Below are 20,515 nucleotides of genomic sequence, written 5' to 3' on the forward strand. Positions count from 1 at the left end.
CCGCGAACACCCCCGTGTTCGCGGCCCGGCAGCGGACGAGATCTACTTCGCGGGCGCGGGTACCGCAGGGTCCTTGCAGTAGGCGCCCAGCTCGGCCGGGCACGGCGCGAGGATGGTGGAGAAGTACTGGTAGGCGGCGAACAAAGCCAGCGGACCACCGACGGTGACCAGCCCGACCATCCCGCCCACCGCGCCGAGCGTGGCCGCGCCGAGCACACATCCCGCCACGGTGGCGCCCACCCACGGTACGAGCAGCACGATCACGGGGCTGGCGATCGTCGCACCGGCCGCACCGCCGACCAGGCAGCCCACCCCGCCGCCGACCACGGCGCCGATGATGGCGGCCACCGCGCTGCCGATGGTGAGCCGCTGGGCGAGTACACCGAGCGCGGATTGGTCACGGGGGGTGAAGGATTCGGCGATCTGCTGCACCGCGGCATCCTGGCTGATGACATTCGTGGCCGCCTCGGCCGGTGTGCCGCCGTCACGTGATGGTGTGAGGGTGGCGCGGTCACCGTCGATCGCCGCCGCGATCGGGAAGACCTTGTCGTCCATCCGGTACGACAGCGGCAGCGCCGCGACGGGCACATCGGCCTCGGTGGTGAGCACGAGCTGACCGTCGACGACCTGCAGTTTGCCGTCGTTCGTCGACAGCACGGCCGCGTCGCCCTGCCTGCTGATCTCGTAGTGGACCTCGGTCTGGGTCGGCTCGGCCTGGGCGCTCGCGGAGCCGACGCACAGGGCAAGCGCCGTCATGGCGGCCGTCGCGAGCGTGGTTGACATCTTCATGGTGATCCTCATCGATCGTGGGTGAACTTGTGCCTCGCGGCACGGGACTACTTGCCGGAGGTATCGATCAGGCCCTCGGTCAGCGACCAGTGCTCGCCGGCGAAGGTCTGGATGCCGACCGCCTCGAGCGGGAAGCCGTCGCCCGCACCGGTTTTCATGCTGATGCCGGGCAGCATCAGGTCGGCGGAGACGTTGTCGAGCGAGCGCATCGCATCGCGCAGGCCCTCCCTGGTCGGGCACTTCGCCGCTTCGAGGGTCTTGTGGAAGCTCTGCGCCATCGCCCAACCGGCCATCGCGTGCTGGTTCTCGGTGTCGGCGCCGGGCGCGTACTGGGTGAGTTCGGTCTTGAACGTCTGCATACCGGGGTCGGTGGCCCAGCGCGGATCGGCGGGGTCCTTGAGGAACGCCGCGCTGACCGTGCCCTGGATATTCGGCAGGCCGACCGGGCGCAGGGTCGCCATGGTGTTGGAGACCTGGGTGAGCACGTGCAGCGGGTTCCAGTCGGTGTTGCGCACGTCGGCGGCCAGGGCCTGGGAGGCGAACTTCGGCGTCGAGAAGTTCAGCATCACATCGGCTTTGGAGTTGGCCAGGTTGCGCACCTGCGCGTCGACGGTGGGGTCGGTGACCTCGAAGCTCTGCTCGGCGACCACCTTCACCCCGCTGCCCTCGGCGCCTTCGCGGAACGCGGCGAGCAGGTCCTTGCCGAAGTCGTCGTTCTGGTACAGCACCGCGACGGTCGCGGTGGGGCGCTGCTTCTTCACGTACTCGGCGTAGGCGAGGCCCTCGGTGCGGTAGCTGGGTTGCCAGCCGATGGTCCACGGGTTGTCCTCGGACCCGAACTTCGTGGCGCCCGTGGCGACGAACACCTGCGGCACCTTGCGCTGGCCAAGGTAGTCGGTCACCGCCGAGGAGGTGGCGGTGCCGAGGGTCTGGAAGACCGCGAACACCTGGTCCTGTTCGACCAGTCGGCGGGTCTCCTCGACAGTCTTGGGCGGCTGGTAGCCGTCGTCGCGGACGAGGTATTCCACCTGGCGTCCACCGATGCCGCCCTTCTCGGCGTTGACGTAGTCGAAGTAGGCCTTGATGCCCTTGGGCACCTCGCCGTAGGCCGAGGCCGGACCCGACAGCGGGTACACGCCGCCGAGCTTGATGGTGCTGTCGGTGATGCCGGTGGTCTGCTGACCTCGGCAGTCGCCTTCGCCGACGGTCCCGGTGTCGGCGTTGCGGCCACCGCACGCGGTGAGCGTGGCGACCAGTGCGGCGGCCACCCCGAGACACTGGATTGTCCTAGTGCGCATGAGTTCTCCCTTTCCGGACGCGTTGTCCGAGCCAGTGCGCCCATCGGGTGGCCAGACCGGCCAGTCCCTGGGGTGCGAGGTACATGACCGCGATGATCAGCAGTCCGAAGATGACGCCGGGTGCGGCCTGATTGACGTCTTGGGCCAGGCTCGGCACGAACATCACGAACAGCCCGCCGAGCACCGGCCCCCAGGTGGTGCCGAGTCCGCCGACGACGAGCCCGGCCAGCAGGGTGATCGACAGGGTGAGCGCGAACGAGTCGGGGGAGACGAAGGCGATCACCCAGGTGTAGACGCAGCCCGCGACGCCGGCCAGCAGCGCGCTCCAGGCGAAGGCGAGGGTCTTGTAGTGCGCCAGGTTCACCCCGAGCACCTCGGCGGCGGTCTCGTTGTCGCGCACCGCGTGCAGGGCGCGACCGACCCTGGAACGCAGCATCCCGGCGACCAGCACGAAGCTCAGTACGGTGACGGCAAGCGCGAGGAAGTACAGCCACTGGTCCTCGGCGAGCCCGGTCCAGGCAGGCGGCACCGGCTTGTCGACGCCGAGTCCCATCGAGCCACCGGTGAGTCCGTCGAACCGTTTCAGCAACGGGACAAGGAAGATCGCGATCGACAGGGTGACCAGTGCGAGATACAGCCCGCGCAGGCGCAACGCCGGGATACCGAGCGCGAACCCGAGCACGAAGGTGATCACCGCCGCCAGCGGGATCGTCGCCAAATACGGTGTGTCCCAGCGGTGCATTGCGATCGCGGCGGTGTAGGCGCCGATCGCGAAGAACGCGCCGTGGCCGAGTGAGATCTGGCCGGTGTGACCGACGAGCAGGTTCAGCCCGAGCAGGGTGACCGCGTAGATCATGGCCATCGCCAGCTGGAAGGTGTGGAAGGGCACCAGCTGGAACGGTGCGGCACACGCAAGCAGGACTACCGCGACCGTGCAGACCAGCGGAAGCCGGGGGACGCGGATTCCCGGACGTGCCGGTTCCGCCTGGGGTGCTACAGGATTCGCTGCCGAGATCTTCACGTCACTCATACCCGTTCCACCGCCGCGTGTCCGAACAGACCTTGGGGGCGAAGCAACAGCACGCCCAGGATGATCACCAGCGGCACACCGATCTTGAGCTCGGTGCCGATCGCGTCGACGTAGGCGCCGGTGAGGGTTTCGGCGACGCCGACGATCAGACCGCCCGCCACCGCGCCGCCGGGGGAGTCGAACCCGCCGAGCGTCGCCGCCGCGAAGGCATAGATCAGGACGCCGCTCATCATGTTGGGATCGAGGAACAGCAGCGGTGCCGACAGCACCCCCGACACCGACCCGACCAGCGCCGCGAGCCCCCACCCCAGCGAGAGCACGGTGCCGACCCGGATGCCGACGAGCCTGGCGGACTGCGGATTACACGCCACCGCCCGCATCGCCAACCCGATCGCGGTGTAGCGGAACAGCAGATACAGCAGGGCCATCACCAGTCCGACGACGGCGAAGATGCCGAGGCTGCCGTACCCCACACTGACATCGGCGACGCGCAACGCGCCGTCCGGGAAGGGATTCGGGAAGGACTTCACCTGGTAGGACCAGATCCAGCCCGCTGCCGCGTGCACCGTGAAGAACAAACCGACCGTGACGATCACCAGGGTGATCTCCGGTTTGCCTTCGACCGGCCGGATCACCACCCGTTCGATCGCCATGCCCGCGAGGAACGAGATCACCAGCGTGAGGACGAGTGCCGCCCAGAACGGCATCACCTGACTCAGCTGCCAGGCCAGGAAGGCCGAGAACATGGCCAGCTCGCCCTGGGCGAAGTTGGCCACCCCGGTGAACCGGTAGATCAGGACCAGGGCCAGCGCCAGCCCCGCGTAGATCGCGCCCGCCGAGAGTCCCTCGACGAGCTGCTGCACGAATTCGGTCACGGCCGCACCCGGTATCCGAGGTAGGAGCGGACGACCTGCTCGTCTGCTTTGATCTCGGCGGCGCTGCCGGACAGGACGATCCGGCCGGTCTCGAGCACATGTGCCTGATGGGCGACACCCAGCGCGAGGTGGGCGTTCTGTTCGACGACTATCACGGTGGTGCGTTCCTCTGCGTTGATGGTGTGCACGATCCCGAACAGCTCCTGGGTGACCAGCGGGGAAAGCCCGAGCGAGGGTTCGTCCAGCAGCAGCAGTCGTGGGCGCAGCATCAGCGCCCGGCCGATGGCGAGCATCTGCTGCTGACCGCCGGACAGCCCGCCCGCCGGGTCGCGCTGCTTGTCGCGCAGGATCGGGAAGTAGTCGTAGACGCGGCGCAGGTCGGACTCGACGCCCGCGCGGTCGCGGCGGGAGTAGGCGCCGAGGCGCAGGTTCTCCTCCACCGTGAGCGGGGCGAAGGTGCCGCGGCCCTCGGGCACGTGGGCGAGGCCGAGCCGGGCCATCGCCTCGGGTGCCCGTCCGGCCACCTCGTCACCGTTCAAGCGCAGGGTGCCACGCACTTTCACCATGCCGCACAGCGCCCGCAACAGGGTGGTCTTGCCCGCGCCGTTGGGGCCGAGGATGGCGCACACTTCGCCTTCGGCGACCGAGAAGCTCACGCCGTGCAGCACTTTCGCGGCGCCGTACCCCGCGTACAGGTCGGTGACGGTCAGGAATTCGCTCATGAGGCAGCCCCGAGGTAGGCGCGGACGACAGCCGGATCGCTCTGCACCGCTTCGGGTTCGCCCTCGGCGATCACCTGCCCGAACTCGAGGCAGACCACCCGGTCACAGGTGTTCATCACGAATCCCATGTGGTGTTCGACGACGACAACGGTGAGGTCGAGCTCGGTTTGCAGGGCACGAAGCCGTCCGGCGAACTCGTCGACCTCGCCGTGGCTCAGCCCGTTCACCGGCTCGTCGAGCAGCAGCAACCGGGGCCGCACCGCCAGGGCGCGCGCCAATTCGATCCGTTTGAGCGTGCCGAACGGCAGCCCGGCGGCGGGGTGATCGGCGACGGCGGTGAGGTCGAGCCGCTCGAGCAGTTCGTCGGCGTCGGCGCGCAGTCGCCGTTCCTCCCGGCCGACCCACGGCATCCGCAGCCCCGCCGAGACGAAACCGCCGCGTGTGCGGTGATGGGTGCCGACGAGCACGTTGTCGCGCACCGACATCCGGGCGAACAGGCCGAGATTCTGGAAGGTGCGGGCGATACCGAGGCCGGCCAGTGCATCGGGACGCACCGTGGTCAGGTCGGTATCGAGGTAGCGCAAGGTGCCGGAGGTGGGACGGTTGCGCCGGGTGAGGCAGTTGAACAGGGTGGTCTTGCCCGCGCCGTTGGGCCCGATCAGACCGACCATCTCGCCCGCGGCGACCGTGAACCCCACATCCTGCAGGGCGGTGATCCCGCCGAAGCGCACCGTCAGGTGGGTTATGTCGAGCATGCGAGGAACACTAAGAGCGCTGGTCAGCACCCACATCGGACGTTGTGGACCAAGTTTTCGGCCGTGCCTCGTCCGCTGCGGACAGTGTGATCTGGTTGACACCTCGAACGCGGCGCTGCAAACTCCCCGGACATGTCAGCTGGATCACAACTGCTCGGCTACTCCGACCCGGTGCACGCCGAGCGCGCCCGGATAGTCGGATGCGCCTACGAGCACGCCGACGAGATCGCCGACGATGTGATGGCCAAGCTGCGCGTCGAACTGCCCGGCTACGGCACCGCCGACCCGGGGTTCCTCGCCGACGTGCACGACCAGCTGGCCCGGCTCAGCCGCACCGGGCTCGGTGCCCTGCTCGAGCACAAACGGGTCACCCCGGCCGACGTCTCCTACGCCAGGCAGGCCGCTGCCCGCCGCGCCCGCTGCGGGCTGCCGCTGGTCGACTACATCGCCGCGTTCCGGCTGGGTCAGCGGGCGATCTGGAAATCGCTGCTCGCCCACGCGGGCGACACCGACGCGGGACGTGAGGCCGTGTTGTCGCTGGCCGGACCGCTGGCCCGCTACACCGACCTGATCAGCACCCAGGCCACCGACGCCTACCTGGAATTCCAGCAGTACGTCACCGCGGAATCGAGCCGCGACGGCCAGGCATTGATGGACTCCCTGCTCGACGGTGCCCTGCCCGCGAGCGGACCGCACCTGTCCGTGGCCACCGCGCACGGGATCGGCGCCGAACGGACCGCGCCGCTGGTGATCGTCACCGCGATGGTTCTCGATCCCGCGCCGACGGCCGACTCCCTGGGTGAGACGAGGCAAGTGGTGTCGGCCGCGCTGGCACGCACCGGTGTCAACGGGCTGCGCACCCTGTCGGTGGTGCGCGATACCGAGATCGTGGCCATCCCGGCGCTGCGACCCGACGGGTCGGCCGAGCAACTGTGCGAACGACTGCGGGCGCTGCGTGAACAACTCGCCGCCGACGGTGTGGCACTTGCCGTCGGAGTGAGCACCTCGGTCACCGAGGTCGGCCAGATCCCCCGGGCGCACCGGCAGGCCAGGGCCGCCCTCGCCCTGCTCCCCGAGGACGGTGGCGTGCTCGCGCTGCCGCAGATGACACCGTTCCGGTACCTGCTGCTGCGCGCTGATGACACCACCCGTCAGCTCGTCGACCCCCGTGTCGGCGCCGCCCTCGCCGACGACCGCGCCCGGGGCGGCACCCTCGCCGACACCGTCCGCGCGTTCGCCGCCGCCGACATGAACCTGCGCGAAGCCGCCGACGCCCTGCACATCCACCTCAACACCGCCAAGTACCGGCTGGGCCGCATCCAGGAACTCACCGGACGCAATGTGCGCAGCGTCAACGACCTCGTCGAACTGCTGGTGGCGATCGAGCTGTTATAAACGACGGATGAGTCTGGATCCTGCTATTGCCGCTCGCCTCAAACGCAACGAGGCTGGGCTCGTCGCCGCGATCGCGCAGGAGAAGTCGACCGGAGACGTGCTGATGATGGCCTGGATGGACGACGAGGCCTTGGCCCGCACCCTCGAAACCCGCAGGGGCACCTACTATTCGCGTTCGCGGCAGCAGTATTGGGTGAAGGGGGAGACCTCGGGGCACACGCAGTACGTGCACGAGGTGCGGCTCGACTGTGACGGTGACACTGTGCTGCTGATCGTCGATCAGGAAGGTGCGGCCTGCCACACCGGCACCCACACCTGCTTCGACACCGATGTGCTGCTCGCACGCGAGGCCGACTGAGATGACCGTGCCGGAGGTCCTCGCCGAGCTCGCCGCCCTCGACAACCCGCGCGTTCGCGAGGTCAACGAGAAGCACGGCGACGACCACGGCGTGAACCTCACCGAGCTGCGTGCGGTCGCCAAACGGCTGAAGACCAACCACGACCTCGCCGTCGGGCTGTGGGCCACCGACGACACCGCCGCGAAACTGCTCGCCCTGCTCGTGTGCCGCCCGAAAGCCTTCGACCGGGCCGAGCTCGACGCGATGATCCGCGCCGCCCGCACCCCGAAGGTGCACGACTGGCTCGTGAACTATGTGGTGAAGAAGAACCCGCACGCCGAGGACCTGCGCGTGGCCTGGCTCGCCGACCCGGATCCGGCGGTGGCCGCCGCCGGTTGGGCGCTCACCGCCGAACGGGTGGTGAAAAAGCCTGCGGGACTGGACCTTCCCGGGCTCCTGGACGACATCGAAACGCACATGAAGACCGCCCCCGACCGTCTGCAATGGGCGATGAACACCTGCCTGGCTCATATCGGGATCAACCACCCCGAGTACCGGGCCCGCGCCATAGATATCGGGGAACGGCTGCGGGTGCTCGCCGACTATCCGACCTCGCCCGGCTGCACTTCGCCGTTCGCACCTACCTGGATCGCGGAAATGGTGCGCAGGCAGGGCGACTGAGCGTCAGCGGCGTCGTTCGCCGACGACCTTCGACGACGGCAGGCGCCCGGCTTTGGAGGTTCCCCGCAGGGTGTCACCGTCGACCGTCACGTCGAATGTCAGGTTCAGCCGCAGGGGTTTGGTGACGGCCTGTTTCCAGGTGAGCCGATCGCCGTCGGCGCGGAGCTCGGTGAGTGGCACGTCCTCGCCTGCTCCGCGCGCGACGCCGGTGAGTACCCCGTCCTGCTCACGGATTTCGACCACGGCGTCGATCTTGCCGATCGGGGTGGCGATGGACATGTTCCAGGTGCCTGCGAAGGACATGCTGATGCGATTCCTGACTGCTCGATGAATGGTTCGGGCTCAGAAGGCGGTCGGTGTCAGACCGTCGGCGCGCCAGACGGTGCCACGGCGCTCGTGCGCGAAGAGCTCTTCGACGGCATGCGCGACACGGGGACCCAGCTCGCGCTCGAGCAGATACAGGCCGAGATCGAGGCCGGAGGTGACACCCGCGCCGGTGACCAGGTCGCCGTCGTCCACGACCCGGGCCGAGACCGCGTGCGCGCCGGTGGCGTCGAGCAGATCCAGGCCGAGATGGTGGGTGGTGGCGTGACGGCCTTCGAGCAGGCCGGCCATGGCCAGGACCAGCGAACCTCCACAGACGGTGGCGACCGTGACCCCTGGGGCTTGCATCGCCTGCGCGAGGAGCGCGGGCAGCTCGGTGCTCAGCGTGCGACCGAGCAGCACCGGGATGGGCTGGTCCGGTTCCCACTCGCCCGCACCTGCTTCCGGCACCTCGGCGAGGTCGCCCACCCGGCCCGAAGCCCCGGGCACCACAACGATGTCCGCACGTTCCGGGTCGAGGGTGCCGGTGGCGCGCAATGTCAGTCCGCCGGTACCGCTGATCACCTCGCGAGGGCCCTGTGCGGAGACCAGTTCGACGGTGACCGCGCCGTCGGACGCCACGCCGCCCGCGTACAGCACTTCATAGGGAGCGATGGCATCGAGTGGGTCGAAGCCGTCGAAAAGGACGATCTGAATATGCATGGATGAGTTCCCTCGCGTCGATATCCGCTGGACATCCCCCAGTCAACCGGTGCTCGCCGCGAGAGCCCAGTGGCACTGGCGTCAGGTTTCGACGGAAAAATGCCAACCTCGGTACTCTCGGGCCATGCACACCGTCGCCGTCCTGGCACTGGACAAGGTGATCCCGTTCGATCTGTCCACTCCGATCGAGGTGTTCTCGCGGACCCGGCTGCCCGACGGACGACCCGGCTACCAGGTGCGGGTCTGCGCCGAGGATGCCGAGGTCGACGCGGGCGCCTTCACCCTGCGCGCCCCGTGGGGCCTGGACGGCCTCCGGAACGCGGACACGATCATCGTGCCGGGCATCGCCGATCCGACCGCGCCGCTCTCACCCGCCGTCCGCGAGGCACTACGCTCGGCCGCCGCCGAGGGCACCCGTATCGCGTCCATCTGTGTCGGCACCTTCCCGTTGGCCGCCACGGGCCTGCTCGCCGGGCTGCGCGCCACGACCCACTGGCTCGCGGCAGGCGCACTGGCCACCACCCATCCCGACATCGACGTCGACCCGGACGTCCTCTACGTCGACAACGGTCAGTTCCTCACCTCGGCGGGCGCCGCGGCGGGAATGGACCTGTGCCTGCACATGATTCGACGTGACTACGGCTCGGCCGTGGCCGCGCACGCCGCCCGGCTGTCGGTGATGCCGCTCGAACGCGAAGGCGGACAAGCGCAGTTCATCGTTCACGACCACGTCCCGACACCGCAGGGCTGTGAGCTCGAACCGCTGCTCATCTGGCTACAGGAGAACCTGGCCGAGGACCTCAGCCTCGCCGATATCGCCGAGCGGGCCGGAACCAGCACCCGCACGCTGATCCGGCGCTTCCGTGAACACACCGGAACCACTCCGCTGCGCTGGCTGCACCGCGTCCGGATCCGGCAGGCACAGCATCTGCTGGAAACCACACAGCATTCCGTCGAACGGATCAGCGGCCAGGTCGGTTTCGGGTCGGCCACCGCCTTCCGGGAGCGCTTCAAGCGCACCACCGGCGTCAGCCCGCAGAGCTACCGGCGCACGTTCGGCTGAACCGGATTCGAGGTCTAGTCGCACCCCTCGGCGAGGACATGGTCCAATTGGCTGGACAGGCTTTCGCCGAGGGCGGCCAGCTGGGCCGTCTGGGCGCAGTCGAGACCATCGAGCACCAGCTTGCGCACGGCCTCGAGATACCCGGGCGTCGCCTCGACGACCTTCTCGAAACCGTCATCGGTGAGCACGGCGTACACGCCGCGTCTGCCCGTCGCCGAATCGCGGCGTGCCCAGCCGAGTCGCTCCAGTTTCGACACCACATGCGACAGGCGCGATAGCGAAGCATTTGCCTTGTGGGCGAGATCACTGAGCTGCATCCGGTGCCCGGCTTCCTCCGACAGCAGGCTCAGCACCCGGAATTCGAAATGCGTGAGCCCGGACTCGCGCTGCAGCCGGGTGTCGAGGGCGGCCGGAACCCTTGTCATCAGCGCGACTACCGCCTGCCAGGCGCGTTGTTCTACCGGATCCAGCCATCTGGTCATGGCTGAGGCCGCCTCGCGGTCGGGCGGCACGGATCGAGGAGAGGAACGCGCACCGGACCGAGTTTGCCACGACGTCGCTGCGGCGTCCGCCGGATCGTCCGGGTCGTGAGGTCACTCACAACCCGGGACGCGTCATCGAAGCCTCAGTACTCGCGAGACTCCTGCGGCGGGACCGTCGGTTCGGGGGTGGCCTTGGCGGCGCGGCGGCGGTTGATGCCCCGCTTACCCATCAGACCGAGCACCAGGGCGAAGATGATCGCGGCCACGATCGCACCGACCAGGCAGGCACCGCGGAACGCGGGCGCGTCGACATCGAGGATGCGTTCACCGGCGTGCGCCGCATTGTTGCCACCGAGCACGATGGTGAGCGTCATCAGGTTCGGCAGGGAGCCGAGCAGCGCGATGACGACTGCCACCCCGGCGATGAACTTGCCGCCTTTGCGCTTCCACATCCGCACCGCGAGCAGCAACAGCAGCAACGGCACCAGCGTGAACACCAGGCCGTAGACCAGGCCCCACCAGATGCCCTGGGTGAAGCTGCCGTGCACGAGGCTCGCCAGGCGCTGCGCCCACCATCGTGGGATGAACGAGGCCAGGATGAAATAGGCGATCACCAGCACGACCGCTGTCGCCAGGATCATGATCGCCCGGTTGCGCCACACGGTAGCTGTGGACTTCTGACCGCTCGACCGCACTTCGCCGGATGTCATTCCCCCAGCGTAGGTGCGCCGACGGCGCCGGGCACCGATCCGTGCCCGGCGTTTCTCCTCGTTATCCGGCGGATTTCGCCCGTTCGCGCAGGAAGCGCAACGCCTCGTCCGCGTGCACGGCCGCGCGCAGTTCACCGGTGACGACCTTCAGGATCGTGCGATCGGTATCGATGACAAAGGTGTGCCGTTTGACCGGGGCCAACTTGCCGAGCAGTCCGCGCTTGACGCCGAAATCGGCCGCGACCTCCCCGTTTGCGTCGGAAAGGACCGGATAGTCGAGTCGCTGCTTGCCGGCGAAACCGGCCTGCACCTCGACACTGTCGGTGCTGATCCCGGCACACGACGCACCGAGGGCGGCGAACTCCGCGCTCAGATCACGGAAATGGCAGGCCTCGGCGGTGCAGACCGGAGTGTTGGCGGCCGGATAGAAGAACAGGACGAGCGGCCCGCCTGCCAGCAGGGCGTCGAGGGAGCGGAGTTCGCCGGACTGATCGGGAAGTTCGAACGGGGGCGCGGTCTGACCTGGCTGCATGCGCACGACCCTAACGGCCGGTGCCCGAGCGCAAAAGGTCCCCGTTCACGGACGCGAACGGGGACCCGCCTTTTCGACCGGCCCTGCGGCTCTAGGGAATCCGCAACAGCGCTTTGATCTCCGGGTTGCGGATCTCCATCACGTCGAGGATGCCGTGCACGCGCAGCATCGGCTCCAGCTTCAGGAGGCGATCGCGGTGCGCTTCGTATTCGACCGGGAACGACTTCTCGTCCAGATCCTGCATGGCCTTGGCGTAGGTGACGAACGACGTGAGCGCGCTCGCCGCGGACTGCTGTCCAGGACCGTTGTAGTGCTGCGACACAGGGGCCTGCCTGCCCATCTGTGCGCCCTGATGCGAGGGATTCAACATGGCTCCTCTCGGAAGAAGGGATACCGCATGCGACATGGAACGCGCGCGAGTGTAGTGATGCCGGTCACGACCGCATTCGGCGCCCGGTCGTGACCGCCTTCGGCGGGGTGGTCGGGGCAGGATGCGGCCGGCTCGCGGCGCCTGGGATGATGGCCGAATGCAGGGCGCGCCGACACCGACCACCACCACCCGCGAGCAGTTCCGGTTGCTCGCCGCCGAGCACCGGGTGGTCCCGGTGACCCGAAAGGTGCTGGCCGACTCCGAGACTCCGCTCTCGGCCTACCGCAAACTGGCCGACGACCGGCCGGGCACCTTCCTGTTCGAGTCCGCCGAGAACGGGCGCTCCTGGTCGCGCTGGTCGTTCATCGGCGCGGGCAGCCCGTCGGCACTGACGGTCGTCGACGGTGCGGCCGCCTGGCTCGGCACCGTCCCCGCCGACGCGCCCTCGGGTGGCGACCCGCTGCGCGTGCTGCACGAGACCCTCGAACTGCTGCGCACCGAACGCCTGCCCGGCCTGCCCCCGCTCACCGGTGGCATGGTCGGCTATCTCGGCTACGACGCGGTCCGCCGCATCGAGCGCCTGCCCGAGCTGGCCGAGGACGATCTGCAGCTGCCCGAGCTGGTGCTGATGCTCGCCACCGACCTGGCCGCCTTCGACCATCACGAGGGCGCGATCACGCTGATCGCCAACGCGGTGAACTGGAACGGCACCGACGAACACGTCGATGCCGCCTACGACGACGCCGTGGCCCGCCTCGACCGGATGACCGCCGCGCTGGCCACCCCCGCGTCGTCGACGGTATCGGTCTTCGACCAGCCCGAACCCGACTACCTGCGCAGGCGGACCACCGAGGAATTCTGCTCGGGCGTGCGTCGGCTCATCAAGGAGATCGAGGCGGGCGAGGCGTTCCAGGTGGTGCTCTCGCAGCGCTTCGAAATGGAGTACACCGGCTCCCCGCTCGCGGTCTACCGGATGCTGCGGGCCTCGAACCCGAGCCCGTACATGTACCTGATGCACATCCCCGACGGCGACGGCGGCACCGCGTTCTCCATCGTCGGCTCGAGCCCGGAATCGCTGGTGACCGTGAAAGACGGTGTCGCCACGACACATCCGATCGCGGGCACCCGCTGGCGCGGAGCGAGCGCCGAGGACGACATCCTGCTCGAGAAGGATCTGCTCGCCGACGACAAGGAGAACGCCGAGCACCTCATGCTCGTCGATCTGGGGCGCAACGATCTGGGCCGGGTGTGCCGTCCCGGCACGGTGCGCGTCACCCAGTACCGGCACGTGGAGCGCTACAGCCACGTGATGCACCTGGTGTCGACCGTGTCGGGTCAGCTGGCCGAGGGCAAGATCGCCCTCGACGCCGTGCGCGCGTGTTTCCCCGCGGGCACCCTGTCCGGTGCGCCGAAGGTGCGCGCGATGGAACTGATCGAGGAACTCGAACCGACCAGGCGCGGGATCTACGGCGGCGTGGTCGGCTACCTCGATTTCGCCGGTGACGCCGACACCGCCATCGCCATCCGCACCGCCCTCCTCAAGGACGGCACCGCCTACGTCCAGGCGGGAGCGGGCGTCGTCGCCGACTCCGACCCCGTCGCCGAGGACACCGAGGCGCGCAACAAGGCCATGGCGGTCCTCAAGGCGATCGCGGCCGCCAAGACCCTGCGCACCTACGAGGGCGGCGCCGAGTGAGTGCGCGGGACGACGACACACCGAACGGCAGCGAACCGGCGCCTGACAGCGACTCGGTGAGCGAACGCGGCACGCCGCGTGACAGTGGTCCGGTGGGTGACGGCGGCACGGCGCGTGACAGCGGTCCGGTGGGTGACGGCGGCACGGCGCGTGACAGCGGCCCGGTGGGCGACAGCGGCTCGACGGTCGACGGCGGCCCAGCGGGCGACAGCGGCGTGAAGGGCGACGACCAGACAGCAGGCGCGCGAGTGGCCGCACCTGCCGCCAAACCGGTAGTTCCGGTGATCTTGCTGGCCGTTGCGGCGGCTGGATTGTGGGCGTCGTCCCGGATGACGTGGGTGACGGTGCAGTCGGCCGACGGCCTCACCGAACCCCGTACCGACAACCTCGACGGCGGCACCTGGTTCGGGGCGCTCACTCCGCTCGCACTGGTGCTCGTTGCCGCGATCGCCGCCGTGTTCGCGGTGAAGGGCGTACTGCGTCAGCTCCTCGGCGTGGTGGTCGCGGTGGTCGCCGCGGTGGCAGCCGTTCCCGGTTTCGCCCTGACCATCGGGGCGGGCAGGACCGCCGAACGGGCGGGCACGCTCGCCGAGCTGCCCGGCCGGGCGACGGTCACCGGTGCCGAAGCCCACGTCTTCCCGGCCGTGCTGTCGGTGCTCGCGGCGGCGTGCGCCCTGGCCGCGGGCGTATTGCTGACCAGGCGGACCGAGACCACCGCCCAGCTGTCCGGCAAGTACGACAACCCCGTCTTCCGCCGGGCCGACGCCAGCGCACAGGTGAACAAGTCCGACGGCGCCGCGCCGCTGTCGGACCGGGTGCTGTGGGATGCCCTCGACGCGGGCACCGACCCCACCGACACCCCGGACGACGACGACCGCCCGGGCCGGCGCGAGCCGTGACCGGGCACGTGACCCCCGGCACCCCCGCCGCAGTGACACGCGCGGCGGCCATTTATTCTTGTCAAGCATCGGTGAGACAGCGCCCGGGGGGACTCTCGGGTGAGAAGTTCGTCTCCCCAGAAAGGATTCGAGCCAGATGACGGTACTCGACTCGATTCTCGACGGGGTTCGGGCGGATGTTGCCGCTCGCGAAGCCCTCCTCGATTTTCAGGCGATCAAAGCTGCCGCGGCCGCCGCGAAGGCGCCGCTCGACGCGCGCGCCGCGCTGCACGAGGACGGGATCGGTGTCATCGCCGAGGTGAAGCGAGCCAGCCCCTCCAAGGGCACGCTGGCCGACATTCCCGACCCGGCCGTCCTGGCCAAGGCCTACGAAGACGGCGGCGCCCGCATCATCAGCGTGCTCACCGAGCAGCGCCGCTTCGGTGGCTCGCTCGACGATCTCGACGCCGTGCGCGCCGCGGTGAACATCCCGGTGCTGCGCAAGGACTTCGTCGTCGGCCCGTACCAGATTCACGAGGCCCGTGCCCACGGTGCCGACGTGATCCTGCTGATCGTGGCCGCGCTCGAACAAGACGTGCTGTCCTCGCTGATCGACCGCACCGAATCACTCGGTATGACCGCTCTCGTGGAGGTACACACCGAAGAGGAAGCCGATCGTGCCCTGGAAGCGGGCGCCTCGGTGATCGGCGTGAACGCACGCAACCTCAAGACCCTCGAGGTCGACCGAGACGTGTTCGCCCGGATCGCGCCCGGCCTGCCCTCGGAGATCATCAGGGTGGCCGAATCCGGTGTCAACGGCACCGCCGATCTGCTGGCCTACGCCGGTGCGGGCGCCGACGCGGTGCTCGTCGGTGAGAGCTTGGTGACCAGCGGAAATCCGCGGGCCGCCGTCTCGGATCTGGTGACTGCCGGCGCCCACCCCTCGTGCCCGAAGCCGGCCAGGCGGAGCATCCGATGAGCGCCCTGCCCCAGGCCAGCGCGGGGGTGGCCCAGCACAGCGACTACGAACCCGACGCGGGCGGGCACTTCGGTGTCTACGGCGGACGGCACGTGCCCGAGGCGTTGATGGCCGTGATCGAGGAGGTCACCGCCGAATACGACAAGGTGCGCTCCGATCACACCTTCCTCGACGAACTCGACCGGCTGCAGCGCGACTACACCGGTCGTCCCTCGCCGGTGTTCGAATGCACCCGGCTGGCCGAACACGCCGGTGGCGCAAGGATTTTCCTCAAGCGTGAGGACCTGAACCACACCGGTTCGCACAAGATCAACAATGTGCTCGGCCAGGCCTTGCTCGCCAAGCGGATGGGCAAGACCCGCGTCATCGCCGAGACCGGTGCCGGTCAGCACGGTGTCGCCACCGCAACCGCCTGCGCGCTGCTCGGCCTGGACTGCGTGATCTACATGGGTGCGGTCGACACGGCCCGTCAGGCGCTCAATGTGGCCCGGATGCGGCTGCTCGGCGCCGAGGTGATCTCGGTGACGAGTGGTTCGCAGACCCTCAAGGACGCCATCAACGAGGCGCTGCGCGACTGGGTCACCCACGCCGACGACACCTACTACTGCTTCGGCACCGCCGCGGGCCCGCACCCGTTCCCGCTGATGGTGCGTGATTTCCAGCGCATCGTCGGCATGGAGGCGCGCGAGCAGATGCTCGACCGTGCCGGTCGCCTGCCCGACGCCGTGGTCGCGTGTGTGGGCGGTGGCTCCAACGCCATCGGCATCTTCCATGCCTTCATCCCCGACGCGGGCGTGCGGCTGATCGGTTACGAAGCGGCCGGCGACGGTGTCGAAACCGGCAGGCATGCAGCCACTTTCACCGGCGGTACACCCGGTGCGTTCCAGGGCGCCTATTCGTACCTGTTGCAGGACGAGGACGGCCAGACCATCGAATCGCATTCGATCTCGGCCGGTCTGGACTACCCCGGTGTCGGCCCCGAGCATGCCCACCTCAAGGACATCGGCCGCGCCGAGTACGCGCCGATCACCGACACCGAAGCGATGGACGCGCTGCTGCTGCTCTCCCGTTCGGAGGGCATCATCCCGGCGATCGAATCCGCCCATGCCGTGGCCGGTGCGCTGAAGCTCGGCAAGGAACTCGGCGAGGGCGCCATCATCCTGGTCAACCTGTCCGGTCGTGGTGACAAGGACATGGACACCGCGGGCCGCTGGTTCGGTCTGTTCGACGACTCCGCCGAGGAGAACAAGCAGTGAGTCAGCAGTCCCGTCTGGCCAACACCTTCGCGGCCGCACGGAGCGAGGGCCGGGCCGCTCTGATCGGGTACCTGCCCGCGGGCTATCCCGATCTGGCCGGTTCCATCGACGTGGTCCGGGCGATGGTCGAATCCGGTTGTGACATCGTGGAAGTCGGCGTCGCCTACTCCGACCCGGTGATGGACGGCCCGGTCATCCAGCACGCCGCCGAGCAGGCGCTGCGCAGCGGTGTGCGCGTGCGCGACGTGTTCTCCGTGGTGGAAGCGATCACCGACGCCGGCGGTCAGGCCGTGGTGATGAGCTACTGGAACCCGGTGCTCAAGTACGGGGTGGACAACTTCGCCCGTGACCTGGCTGCCGCAGGCGGCGCGGGGATCATCACGCCGAATCTGATCCCCGAGGAAGCCGACGACTGGTTCGTCGCGTCGTCCACCCACAACCTGGACCGCATCTTCCTCGTCGCCCCGTCCTCCACCGAGGAACGCCTCGTCAAGACCCTGGAAGCCTCGCGCGGATTCATCTACGCCGCCTCCACCATGGGCGTCACCGGCGCCCGCGACGCCGTCTCCTCGGCCGCCCCCGCCCTGTGCTCGCGCATCCGCGCCCACTCCGACATCCCGATCGGCGTCGGCCTCGGCGTCCGCTCCGGCGCCCAGGCCGCCGAAATCGCCGCCTACGCCGACGGCGTCATCGTCGGCTCGGCCTTGGTCTCGGCCGCCGCCGAAGGCCTCGACGCTGTGCGCGCACTGACCTCCGAGCTCGCCGAAGGCGTCCGCGCCGCAACGGTGCGCTCGTAGCCGAAGCAGTTTCACCGGGACACGGGTCACTCGCCAGGGGACGGGCTGACCCGAATCCTCGCTCTCCACTAGCCTGGTGGCCGTGAACTCAGTCCTGGCCTATATCCCGAGTCCGCCGCAGGGTGTCTGGCAGCTCGGGCCCTTTCCGTTGCGGGCGTACGCGCTGTGCATCATCCTCGGCATCATCGTCGCCATCTGGTGGGGTGAACGCCGGTGGCAGCAGCGTGGTGGGCAGGCCGGGGCGGTGCTCGATGTGGCCATGTTCGCGGTGCCGTTCGGCCTGGTCGGCGGGCGGATCTATCACGTGGCCACCGACTGGCACAAATACTTCGGGCCGGACAAGAACCCTGTCGAGGCGCTCTATATCTGGCAGGGTGGGCTCGGTATCTGGGGTGCGGTGTTCTTCGGTGGCATCGGTGCCTGGATCGCCTGCCGCATCTACAAGATCCCGCTGCCTGCGCTCGGCGATGCCATCGCGCCGGCCGTGCTGCTCGCCCAGGCCATCGGCCGGCTCGGCAACTACTTCAACCAGGAACTCTACGGTCGCACCACCGAGGTGCCGTGGGGTCTCGAGATCTACGCCCGCTACGACACCGAGACGGGCGCGCGCGACATGATGAACGGGGTGTCCACCGGGCAGGTGCTCGAGGTGGTCCACCCGACGTTCCTCTACGAGATGATCTGGAACGTGCTCGTCGTCGTGCTGCTCGTGCAGATCGACAAGCGGTACCGGATCGGGCACGGCCGCCTGTTCGCGCTCTATGTCGCCGGATACAGCTTCGGCCGGTTCTTCGTGGAGCTGATGCGCAGCGACGAGGCGACCCACGTGCTCGGCATCCGGGTCAACTCGTTCACCTCCGCGCTCGTATTCCTCGGCGCCATGGCCTACTTCGCGCTGGCGACCAAAGGCCGCGAGGACCCGGCCCTGCTGCAGCCCGGCGCGGCGCCGCGCCCGTGGCCGTGGCAGCTGTCGAAACTGCGCGCGCTCGGTGCGGCCGAGAACGCCGACGGCGGACAGGTCGACCTCGCGAAGAAGTCGGAACCCGCAGCGGAACACAATGATTCGGCCGTGACCACCACCGAACCGGCCGAGAACGCTGCTGCCACCGAGAAGGAGTCGGCCACCGAGGCCGACGAAGCAGGCGAGCCGACGAAATCGGACGCGAAGAAGGCCTGAACCCTCGAGGAACCGAACTGATCGACGGGTGTTCGTCAACACGACGAACACCCGTCGCGATATTCCCGTGAGTGCTGCGTGCTCGTGACGACGAGGCACCCGAGAAGACAACGGCCGGTGGTACCGGCCACAATGACCGTGATCGTCGCGGGCGCACCGCCGTTCGGCCGATCACCACATGGCCGGGGGCCACGACGGGTACCCGCACGAATGATGGAGGACATGAGTGACCGACCCCTACAACCCCAATCCGCAATACGGCCCTGACCTGAGCAAGCAGCCCGATTCGGGCGCGCACCAGCAGTACGGTCAGCCGGCCTACGGCCAGCAGCCGTCGGACCCGTACGCCCAGCAGCCCGGTTACGGTCAGCCGCAGTACGGCGCGCCGCAGCCGCAGTACGGTCAGCCCGCCGACCCGTACGCCCAGCAGCAGCCGGGCTACGGCCAGCCGCAGCCGTACGGGATGCCGCAGGGGTACAACCCGGCCGACCCGGAGGCCCCCTACGGCCGGGACATGTACGGGGTTCCGTTCTCGGACAAGCAGAAGCTGATGGCCGGTCTGCTCGAGATCTTCCTCGGCAGCTTCGGTGTGGGCCGCTTCTACCTCGGCTACACCGGTCTCGGCATCGCCCAGATCGCCGTGGTCTGGCTGACCTGTGGTCTCGGCGCCATCTGGCCGCTGATCGACGGCATCATGATGCTCACCGGCAAGGTGCCCGACGCGCAGGGCCGCCCGCTGCGCGACTGATCCGGCAAGCGTCGCCGACGGGTGTCCTGCCTGGCAGGGCACCCGTCGTGTTTCCCCGCCCCATTCCGATCGCGATGAGCGATACTCTGTGTCGGTCGTGCGCGGCGCCGTAGCGTCGCTTGGCCTGCGCGTGTTCCGGCGCGCAGCGGAGAAAGGGATGTCCGTGCGCAAAGTTCTTGCCGCCGTCGTACTCGCCGTCGTCGCGGCGACGGGTCTGTCGGCCTGCTCGTCCGCGTCCGACCCGAATGTGCTGAAGGTGGGCACCGAGGGCACCTACGCGCCGTTCAGCTACCAGGAGAACGGCGAGCTCACCGGATACGACGTCGAGGTCGCCCGCGCGGTCGGCGAGAAGCTCGGCAAGCGGGTCGAATTCGTGCAGACACCGTGGGACTCGATCTTCGCCGGACTGGAATCCAAGCGCTTCGACCTGGTCGCCAACCAGGTGACGATCAACCCCGAGCGCACCGCGAAGTACTCGCTGTCGCAGCCGTACACCACTTCCGAGGGCGTGATCGTCACGCGCGCCGACAACACCGACATCACCGGCCTGGCCTCGCTCGCGGGCAAGACCGCCGCCGAGACCGCGACCAGCAACTGGAACCAGGTCGCCAAGGACGCGGGCGCCAAGGTCGAAGCGGTCGAGGGTTTCGTGCAGGCGGTGCAGCTGCTGAAGGCCGGTCGCGTCGACGCCACGATCAACGACACGCTCGCCGTCGGTGAGTACACCAAGAAGAACGGCAGCGCCGACATCAAGGTCGCCGCCAAGACCGGCGAGGTGAGCAAGCAGGCCTTCGCGGCCCGCAAGGACGACGCCGCGCTGGTCGCCGACATCGACCGGGCGCTGGCCGAACTGGCCGCCGACGGCACCCTGGCGCGCCTGTCGGAGAAGTACTTCGGCACCGACGTCAGCAAGTAGCG

Annotated in this window: 24 protein-coding genes; 12 read left to right on the forward strand and 12 right to left on the reverse strand. The window is 68.7% G+C overall.

The annotated features are described in order from the left end of the window. Positions 1-42: 42 nt before the first annotated feature. The 6 genes from ACWEVR_RS24340 to ACWEVR_RS24365 are packed head-to-tail and all read right to left on the reverse strand — an operon-like array spanning position 43 to position 5,469. The gene (locus ACWEVR_RS24340) at positions 43-789 is read right to left on the reverse strand and encodes a hypothetical protein (protein ID WP_452468861.1); all 747 of its coding nucleotides are present in this window, start codon (positions 787-789) and stop codon (positions 43-45) included. Between the two features lie 47 nt (positions 790-836). Then, complete coding sequence (locus tag ACWEVR_RS24345) at positions 837-2,087, reverse strand: ABC transporter substrate-binding protein (protein ID WP_067498170.1); 1,251 nt, start codon at positions 2,085-2,087, stop codon at positions 837-839. Next, positions 2,077-3,117, reverse strand: coding sequence for a branched-chain amino acid ABC transporter permease (locus ACWEVR_RS24350; RefSeq protein ID WP_452468862.1), 1,041 nt, complete (start codon positions 3,115-3,117; stop codon positions 2,077-2,079). Before ACWEVR_RS24350 ends, ACWEVR_RS24345 begins: the two co-directional genes overlap by 11 nt. After that, complete coding sequence (locus tag ACWEVR_RS24355) at positions 3,114-3,992, reverse strand: branched-chain amino acid ABC transporter permease (protein WP_452468863.1); 879 nt, start codon at positions 3,990-3,992, stop codon at positions 3,114-3,116. Before ACWEVR_RS24355 ends, ACWEVR_RS24350 begins: the two co-directional genes overlap by 4 nt. After that, positions 3,989-4,714, reverse strand: coding sequence for an ABC transporter ATP-binding protein (locus tag ACWEVR_RS24360; RefSeq protein ID WP_452468864.1), 726 nt, complete (start codon positions 4,712-4,714; stop codon positions 3,989-3,991). Before ACWEVR_RS24360 ends, ACWEVR_RS24355 begins: the two co-directional genes overlap by 4 nt. After that, on the reverse strand, positions 4,711-5,469 hold the full coding sequence (locus ACWEVR_RS24365) for an ABC transporter ATP-binding protein (protein ID WP_452468865.1): 759 nt from the start codon (positions 5,467-5,469) through the stop codon (positions 4,711-4,713). Before ACWEVR_RS24365 ends, ACWEVR_RS24360 begins: the two co-directional genes overlap by 4 nt. 132 nt (positions 5,470-5,601) lie before the next feature. On the opposite strand from ACWEVR_RS24365, the gene ACWEVR_RS24370 reads away from it, so the two are divergent. From ACWEVR_RS24370 to ACWEVR_RS24380, 3 genes are read left to right on the forward strand one after another with little or no spacing between them, the layout of a single operon-like run. Continuing rightward, positions 5,602-6,864 carry a PucR family transcriptional regulator gene (locus tag ACWEVR_RS24370; protein WP_452468866.1) on the forward strand — a complete coding sequence of 421 codons (1,263 nt, stop codon included), beginning with the start codon at positions 5,602-5,604 and terminating at the stop codon, positions 6,862-6,864. A gap of 7 nt (positions 6,865-6,871) precedes the next feature. Beyond that, entirely contained in the window at positions 6,872-7,222 is a 351-nt protein-coding gene (hisI, locus tag ACWEVR_RS24375) for a phosphoribosyl-AMP cyclohydrolase (RefSeq protein WP_067498155.1), read from the forward strand. Position 7,223: 1 nt separating this feature from the next. Continuing rightward, a complete protein-coding gene (locus tag ACWEVR_RS24380; RefSeq protein ID WP_452468867.1) occupies positions 7,224-7,883 on the forward strand; it encodes a DNA alkylation repair protein in 660 nt (219 codons plus the stop codon). Positions 7,884-7,886: 3 nt separating this feature from the next. Here ACWEVR_RS24380 and ACWEVR_RS24385 read toward each other — a convergent pair whose 3' ends face one another. Continuing rightward, positions 7,887-8,186, reverse strand: a complete 300-nt coding sequence (locus tag ACWEVR_RS24385; protein WP_452468868.1) for a hypothetical protein — start codon at positions 8,184-8,186, stop codon at positions 7,887-7,889. Between the two features lie 39 nt (positions 8,187-8,225). Continuing rightward, entirely contained in the window at positions 8,226-8,909 is a 684-nt protein-coding gene (locus ACWEVR_RS24390; RefSeq protein ID WP_452468869.1) for a DJ-1/PfpI family protein, read from the reverse strand. A gap of 124 nt (positions 8,910-9,033) precedes the next feature. Here ACWEVR_RS24390 and ACWEVR_RS24395 point away from each other — a divergent pair, with 124 nt between their 5' ends. Then, complete coding sequence (locus tag ACWEVR_RS24395; RefSeq protein WP_452468870.1) at positions 9,034-9,972, forward strand: GlxA family transcriptional regulator; 939 nt, start codon at positions 9,034-9,036, stop codon at positions 9,970-9,972. A gap of 14 nt (positions 9,973-9,986) precedes the next feature. On the opposite strand, the gene ACWEVR_RS24400 is transcribed toward ACWEVR_RS24395, so the two are convergent. The 4 genes from ACWEVR_RS24400 to ACWEVR_RS24415 all read right to left on the reverse strand — a co-directional run bounded on the left by ACWEVR_RS24400 (position 9,987) and on the right by ACWEVR_RS24415 (position 12,066). Beyond that, positions 9,987-10,454 (reverse strand): MarR family winged helix-turn-helix transcriptional regulator, encoded by a 468-nt coding sequence (locus tag ACWEVR_RS24400; RefSeq protein ID WP_452468871.1) that lies wholly within the window; start codon positions 10,452-10,454, stop codon positions 9,987-9,989. Positions 10,455-10,597: 143 nt separating this feature from the next. Continuing rightward, positions 10,598-11,164, reverse strand: a complete 567-nt coding sequence (locus ACWEVR_RS24405) for a permease (protein ID WP_067498139.1) — start codon at positions 11,162-11,164, stop codon at positions 10,598-10,600. Between the two features lie 61 nt (positions 11,165-11,225). After that, on the reverse strand, positions 11,226-11,696 hold the full coding sequence (locus ACWEVR_RS24410) for a peroxiredoxin (protein ID WP_452468872.1): 471 nt from the start codon (positions 11,694-11,696) through the stop codon (positions 11,226-11,228). Between the two features lie 91 nt (positions 11,697-11,787). Continuing rightward, positions 11,788-12,066, reverse strand: coding sequence for a hypothetical protein (locus tag ACWEVR_RS24415; RefSeq protein WP_067498134.1), 279 nt, complete (start codon positions 12,064-12,066; stop codon positions 11,788-11,790). Positions 12,067-12,223: 157 nt separating this feature from the next. Here ACWEVR_RS24415 and ACWEVR_RS24420 point away from each other — a divergent pair, with 157 nt between their 5' ends. The 8 genes from ACWEVR_RS24420 (at position 12,224) to ACWEVR_RS24455 (ending at position 20,513) form a co-directional block, all read left to right on the forward strand. Next, on the forward strand, positions 12,224-13,762 hold the full coding sequence (locus ACWEVR_RS24420; protein WP_357151458.1) for an anthranilate synthase component I: 1,539 nt from the start codon (positions 12,224-12,226) through the stop codon (positions 13,760-13,762). A 215-nt stretch (positions 13,763-13,977) separates the two neighbouring features. Continuing rightward, positions 13,978-14,661, forward strand: coding sequence for a TIGR02234 family membrane protein (locus ACWEVR_RS24425; RefSeq protein ID WP_452468938.1), 684 nt, complete (start codon positions 13,978-13,980; stop codon positions 14,659-14,661). 136 nt (positions 14,662-14,797) lie between these two features. Continuing rightward, positions 14,798-15,619: an indole-3-glycerol phosphate synthase TrpC gene (gene trpC / locus ACWEVR_RS24430; protein ID WP_067498128.1), complete on the forward strand. Its 822-nt coding sequence runs from the start codon at positions 14,798-14,800 to the stop codon at positions 15,617-15,619. Further along, entirely contained in the window at positions 15,616-16,875 is a 1,260-nt protein-coding gene (gene trpB, locus ACWEVR_RS24435) for a tryptophan synthase subunit beta (RefSeq protein WP_452468873.1), read from the forward strand. Before trpC ends, trpB begins: the two co-directional genes overlap by 4 nt. Next, positions 16,872-17,672 carry a tryptophan synthase subunit alpha gene (trpA, locus tag ACWEVR_RS24440; RefSeq protein ID WP_067644693.1) on the forward strand — a complete coding sequence of 267 codons (801 nt, stop codon included), beginning with the start codon at positions 16,872-16,874 and terminating at the stop codon, positions 17,670-17,672. The genes trpB and trpA overlap by 4 nt, the downstream gene beginning before the upstream one ends. Positions 17,673-17,745: 73 nt before the next feature. Further along, positions 17,746-18,849, forward strand: coding sequence for a prolipoprotein diacylglyceryl transferase (lgt, locus tag ACWEVR_RS24445; RefSeq protein WP_452468939.1), 1,104 nt, complete (start codon positions 17,746-17,748; stop codon positions 18,847-18,849). Positions 18,850-19,075: 226 nt separating this feature from the next. Further along, on the forward strand, positions 19,076-19,597 hold the full coding sequence (locus ACWEVR_RS24450) for a TM2 domain-containing protein (RefSeq protein WP_067498102.1): 522 nt from the start codon (positions 19,076-19,078) through the stop codon (positions 19,595-19,597). A 157-nt stretch (positions 19,598-19,754) separates the two neighbouring features. Beyond that, positions 19,755-20,513 (forward strand): amino acid ABC transporter substrate-binding protein, encoded by a 759-nt coding sequence (locus ACWEVR_RS24455; RefSeq protein WP_452468874.1) that lies wholly within the window; start codon positions 19,755-19,757, stop codon positions 20,511-20,513. Positions 20,514-20,515 lie beyond the last annotated feature (2 nt).

The organism is Nocardia sp. NPDC003979, assembly GCF_053605015.1.

Bases quoted from the DNA above. Each gene is read 5' to 3' on its own strand.
- ACWEVR_RS24405 (WP_067498139.1), bottom strand. From the start codon at position 11,164: ATGACATCCGGCGAAGTGCGGTCGAGCGGTCAGAAGTCCACAGCTACC.
- ACWEVR_RS24390 (WP_452468869.1), bottom strand. From the start codon at position 8,909: ATGCATATTCAGATCGTCCTTTTCGACGGCTTCGACCCACTCGATGCC.
- ACWEVR_RS24415 (WP_067498134.1), bottom strand. From the start codon at position 12,066: ATGTTGAATCCCTCGCATCAGGGCGCACAGATGGGCAGGCAGGCCCCT.
- ACWEVR_RS24370 (WP_452468866.1), top strand. From the start codon at position 5,602: ATGTCAGCTGGATCACAACTGCTCGGCTACTCCGACCCGGTGCACGCC.
- ACWEVR_RS24380 (WP_452468867.1), top strand. From the start codon at position 7,224: ATGACCGTGCCGGAGGTCCTCGCCGAGCTCGCCGCCCTCGACAACCCG.
- trpC (WP_067498128.1), top strand. From the start codon at position 14,798: ATGACGGTACTCGACTCGATTCTCGACGGGGTTCGGGCGGATGTTGCC.
- hisI (WP_067498155.1), top strand. From the start codon at position 6,872: ATGAGTCTGGATCCTGCTATTGCCGCTCGCCTCAAACGCAACGAGGCT.
- ACWEVR_RS24360 (WP_452468864.1), bottom strand. From the start codon at position 4,714: ATGAGCGAATTCCTGACCGTCACCGACCTGTACGCGGGGTACGGCGCC.
- ACWEVR_RS24350 (WP_452468862.1), bottom strand. From the start codon at position 3,117: ATGAGTGACGTGAAGATCTCGGCAGCGAATCCTGTAGCACCCCAGGCG.
- ACWEVR_RS24385 (WP_452468868.1), bottom strand. From the start codon at position 8,186: ATGTCCTTCGCAGGCACCTGGAACATGTCCATCGCCACCCCGATCGGC.
- ACWEVR_RS24455 (WP_452468874.1), top strand. From the start codon at position 19,755: ATGTCCGTGCGCAAAGTTCTTGCCGCCGTCGTACTCGCCGTCGTCGCG.
- trpB (WP_452468873.1), top strand. From the start codon at position 15,616: ATGAGCGCCCTGCCCCAGGCCAGCGCGGGGGTGGCCCAGCACAGCGAC.
- ACWEVR_RS24400 (WP_452468871.1), bottom strand. From the start codon at position 10,454: ATGACCAGATGGCTGGATCCGGTAGAACAACGCGCCTGGCAGGCGGTA.
- ACWEVR_RS24410 (WP_452468872.1), bottom strand. From the start codon at position 11,696: ATGCAGCCAGGTCAGACCGCGCCCCCGTTCGAACTTCCCGATCAGTCC.
- ACWEVR_RS24340 (WP_452468861.1), bottom strand. From the start codon at position 789: ATGAAGATGTCAACCACGCTCGCGACGGCCGCCATGACGGCGCTTGCC.
- ACWEVR_RS24365 (WP_452468865.1), bottom strand. From the start codon at position 5,469: ATGCTCGACATAACCCACCTGACGGTGCGCTTCGGCGGGATCACCGCC.
- ACWEVR_RS24345 (WP_067498170.1), bottom strand. From the start codon at position 2,087: ATGCGCACTAGGACAATCCAGTGTCTCGGGGTGGCCGCCGCACTGGTC.
- ACWEVR_RS24395 (WP_452468870.1), top strand. From the start codon at position 9,034: ATGCACACCGTCGCCGTCCTGGCACTGGACAAGGTGATCCCGTTCGAT.
- ACWEVR_RS24420 (WP_357151458.1), top strand. From the start codon at position 12,224: ATGCAGGGCGCGCCGACACCGACCACCACCACCCGCGAGCAGTTCCGG.